The 3,956-nt window shown below is 69.3% G+C and carries 3 protein-coding genes and 1 riboswitch; of the genes, 1 reads left to right on the forward strand and 2 read right to left on the reverse strand.

The window, feature by feature from the left end:
- Together purH and DEIPI_RS0126365 are read right to left on the reverse strand one after the other, a co-directional pair.
- A partial coding sequence (gene purH, locus DEIPI_RS0126360) for a bifunctional phosphoribosylaminoimidazolecarboxamide formyltransferase/IMP cyclohydrolase (protein WP_027483757.1) occupies positions 1-879 on the reverse strand: 879 nt, incomplete at its 3' end.
- A gap of 42 nt (positions 880-921) precedes the next feature.
- A riboswitch (ZMP/ZTP riboswitch) is annotated at positions 922-1,005 on the reverse strand.
- Between the two features lie 177 nt (positions 1,006-1,182).
- Positions 1,183-1,464 (reverse strand): DUF2171 domain-containing protein, encoded by a 282-nt coding sequence (locus DEIPI_RS0126365; RefSeq protein ID WP_052352052.1) that lies wholly within the window; start codon positions 1,462-1,464, stop codon positions 1,183-1,185.
- 197 nt (positions 1,465-1,661) lie between these two features.
- Here DEIPI_RS0126365 and DEIPI_RS0126370 point away from each other — a divergent pair.
- Positions 1,662-3,956, forward strand: a 2,295-nt coding sequence (locus DEIPI_RS0126370; RefSeq protein WP_027483759.1) for a (Fe-S)-binding protein, incomplete at its 3' end; no start/stop codon positions are given.

The following is a 3,956-nucleotide window of genomic DNA, read 5'->3' on the forward strand; positions in this document are numbered from 1 at the left end:
GCCGCCGAAGACGCTGAGGGTGTCCGCGTCGCGCGCGAGCTCCCAGGCGCGCGCGACGCTGTCCGCCGTCGCGACGCCGCAGGGGTTGGCGTGCTTCACGGCGACGCAGGCGCACTCCTCGAACTCCTGCACGAGCGCCCACGCGGCGTCCGCGTCGGCGTAGTTGTTGAAGCTCATGGGCTTGCCCGCGAGGACCTCCGCGTCGAGGATGGGCCCGCGCTCGCTGCCGAGGCGGTAGAGCGCGGCGGGCTGGTGCGGGTTCTCGCCGTAGCGCAGCTCGTGCGTGCGGGTGAGTTCGAGCGTGGCGCTCCCGGGCAGGTGCACGGTGTCCCCGGTGAGGTACGAGGTGATGGCCGCGTCGTACGCGCTGGTGTGCGCGAAGGCCTTGCGGGCGAGCGCGCGCCGCTCGTCCAGGTCGAGGTTTCCCTCCAGAGCGCGGGCGTAGTCGGCGGGGTCCACGAGGACGATCACGCCGGGGAAGTTCTTCGCGGCCGCGCGCAGCATGGCGGGCCCGCCGATGTCGATGTTCTCCAGGGCCTCGGCCTCGGTCACGCCGCGCGCGATCGTCTCGCGGAAGGGGTAGAGGTTGACGCACACGAGGTCGATGGTGTCGATGCCGTGCGCGGCGAGCTCCGCGAGGTGCCCCTCGTCGCGCCGCGCGAGGATGCCGCCGTGAATGCCGGGATGCAGCGTCTTGACGCGGCCGTCGAGGATCTCGGGGAAGCCGGTGACGTCGCTGACGGCGGTGGCGTTCAGGCCCGCCTCGCGCAGGGTGGCGAGGGTGCCGCCGGTGGAGACGAGGTCCCAGCCCCGCTCGGCGAGGCCTCTCGCGAAGTCGACGATGCCGGTCTTGTCGCTGACGCTCAGGAGTGCGCGCATGTGGCTCCATGAAAAAGCGGAGACACCTCCCCCTCGGGAGCGGTCTCCGGCCCAGGCGAGCGGCCTCTTGATTTCTCGCGGCTTCCCCGCGGTTTCCCGCGTCGTTCGCCAGTCACCGCGAACTCCATGCTAACAGAGACGCGCCGATCGCTCCACCCGGACGCCCGGACCCTCATGGCCTCGGCGAAACACTTTTATACACAGCAGCGGGGTCATGCTGGCCCTGGCGTCGTTCGCGAGCCGGAAGGAAGGACGCGCCCCGTGTGCCGGGCGCGTCCTTCAGGTCAGCCTGAGCCGCGGTGTCTACTGGTTCTGCCAGTTCTTGCGGATGTCGTCGAGGCGGCCGTTGAGGCGGACGGCGACGTCGTCGACGCTGGCGACCTGGTCGAGGCTGACGTAGTGGTGCTGGCCGTCCGAGTTGGTGTCGTTCTTGATGAGCTTGATGCGGTCACCTTCGAGCTTGTCGACGATGCCGACGTGCGCGCCTTCCTCGTCCATCACCTGCAGGTGCTCGGTGATGCGCTGACGCATCTGGTTCATCATCTGCTCGTCGAGCTGCTGATCGTTCATGTCGCGTCCGGTCATGGTGTCCCTCCAAGGGGAGCGTAGTCCTCGCGTGTGGGGGTTTCGCGTGAGAAGGCTTGAGGTGCGCTTGACCTTCGGCGTCCGGGCACGGTTCGCGTGGGGCGTTAGCATGGGGGGACTGTGCGCGCCGGGTGTCCTCGTGGGTCCCGCGCGGGCTATACTTGTACTCAGTTCAAATTCTTTCCCCGGAGGGGCCCTTGCTTCCGCTCGCTCACCAGATCGTGTTCTTCCTCTTCGCCCTCGTGGCCGGCGCCATCGGCCTGCTGGGCTTCTGGCGGCTGTACCTGCGGGTGCGGCGCGGACGCCCCGACCAGGAACCCCGCCTCGACCACCTCGCCCGCCGCCTCGCGTACGCGCTGCGCGTCACCCTCACCCAGGAACGGACCTTCCGCAAACGACCCGTCCTGAGCGCCTTCCACAGCTTCATCTTCTACGGCTTCGTCTTCTACCTGCTCGTCAACCTCGTCGACGGACTCGAAGGCTTCATTCGCTTCAGCATCCCCTCTACGAACCCGCTCGGCGCGGCCTACAACCTCCTCGCGGACGTCCTGAGCGCCCTCGTGCTCGTCGGCGTGATCGCCTTCGTCATCCGCCGCTACCTGCTGCCCGCCCGCCGGGACTTCCGCTTCAACGAGAAGACCCTCCTGCACGAGAAGGTCCGCGAGGGCTACATCACCCGCGACTCCGTCATCGTGTCGAGCTTCATCCTCTTCCACGTCGGGAGCCGCATCCTCGGCAACGGCGCCAAGCTCGCCGAGGAGGGCCGCGACGCCTTCCAGCCCCTGAGCAGCGTCGTCGCGAACCTCTTCACCGAGGAAAACGCGCACGCCTGGCGCCTGTTCGGCTACTGGGGCGCGCTCGGCAGCGTCCTCGCGTTCCTCGCGTACTTCCCGTACACGAAGCACATCCACATCTTCATGGCGCCCGTCAACTACTTCTTCCGGCGCGAACGCCTGAGCGGCGAACTGCCCCCCATGAAGGTGGACCTCGAAGCCGAGAACCCCCAGATGGGCGCCGCCCACATCGAGGACCTCGCCTGGCCGCGCCTGCTCGACGCGTACGCCTGCATCCAGTGCAACCGCTGCCAGGACGTGTGCCCCGCGAGCGGCACCGGCAAGGCCCTCAGTCCCGCCGCGCTGGAGATCAACAAGCGCATGGAGCTCAACGTCATCGCCGCGCACGAGAGCCCCTTCGTGCTCAGGCCCAGCGCGTTCGAGTCCGGCGAGGCCAGCCCGCGCCCCCTGCTGGAGTTCGCCATCAGCCCCGAGGCCGTCTGGGCCTGCACCACCTGCGGCGCCTGCATGCAGGTCTGCCCCGTGCAGGACGAGCAGATGCTCGACATCATCGACATCCGCCGCCAGCAGGTCATGGTGGAGGGCGAGTTCCCCCCGCAGCTCCAGAGCGCCTTCCGAGGCATGGAACGCGCCAAGAACCCCTGGGGCATCAGCCATGACAAGCGCATGGAGTGGGCCGAGGGCCTCAAGGTGCCCACCATCGACGAGAACCCCACCCCGGACGTCGTGTACTGGGTGGGCTGCGCCGCCAGCTACGACCCGGGCGCGCAGAAGACCGCGCGGGCCTTCGTGCAGCTCCTCGACCGCGCGGGCGTGAACTACGCCGTGCTCGGCAAGAAGGAGGCCTGCACGGGCGACAGCGCGCGCCGCGCGGGCAACGAGTACCTCTACCTCCAGCTCGCCGAGCAGAACGTCGAGACCCTCAACGAGGTCCGCCCGAAGCTCGTCGTCGCCACCTGCCCGCACTGCATGAACGCCATCGGGAACGAATACCGCCAGCTCGGCGGGAACTACCAGGTCATGCACCACACGCAGTACCTCGAGATGCTCGTGGACGGCGGCAGGCTCCGGACGGCCAGCCTCGACGCCGACGTCACGTACCACGACCCCTGCTACCTGGGGCGGCACAACGGCGTGTACGACGCGCCGCGCGACGTGATCCGCGCGATGGGCGCCGAGGTCCTCGAACTCGAACGCTCCCGCGAGGGCTCCTTCTGCTGCGGCGCGGGCGGCGCGCAGTTCTGGAAGGAGGAGGAGGAGGGCCACGAGCGCATCAGCGACAACCGCTTCAGGGAGATCCAGAAGCGCCTCGACGACGCCCGCGAACGCTCCTCCGCACACGGTCGCGGCGAGACCGAGCAGGTCCTCGCGGTGGGCTGCCCCTTCTGCAAGAGCATGATGAACAGCACGCCCAGCAAGCAGGGCGCGCCGCAGATCGTCGTGAAGGACGTCGCAGAACTCCTGCTCGAGAGCGTGCGTGTCGCGGGCGGCGAGCCGCGCGGCGGCGCCCCTGCGCGCCCCACGGACGACGTGTCGCCCGTCCCGCCCGCCCCTCAGGCGGTCACGCCGCCCCTGATCAGCACCACGCCCCCGGAGAATCTCGTCCCGGAACCCCGCCACGACGATCCGCCCCTCCTGAACGCCGCGTACGAGGAGCCCGGCACCACCACCGCCGAGGTGGAGGCCGCCCACGCCGCC

It is taken from the genome of Deinococcus pimensis DSM 21231, from assembly GCF_000519345.1.
Taxonomy (GTDB): Bacteria; Deinococcota; Deinococci; order Deinococcales; family Deinococcaceae; genus Deinococcus_A; species Deinococcus_A pimensis.

Bases quoted from the DNA above. Each gene is read 5' to 3' on its own strand.
- DEIPI_RS0126365 (WP_052352052.1), bottom strand. From the start codon at position 1,464: ATGACCGGACGCGACATGAACGATCAGCAGCTCGACGAGCAGATGATG.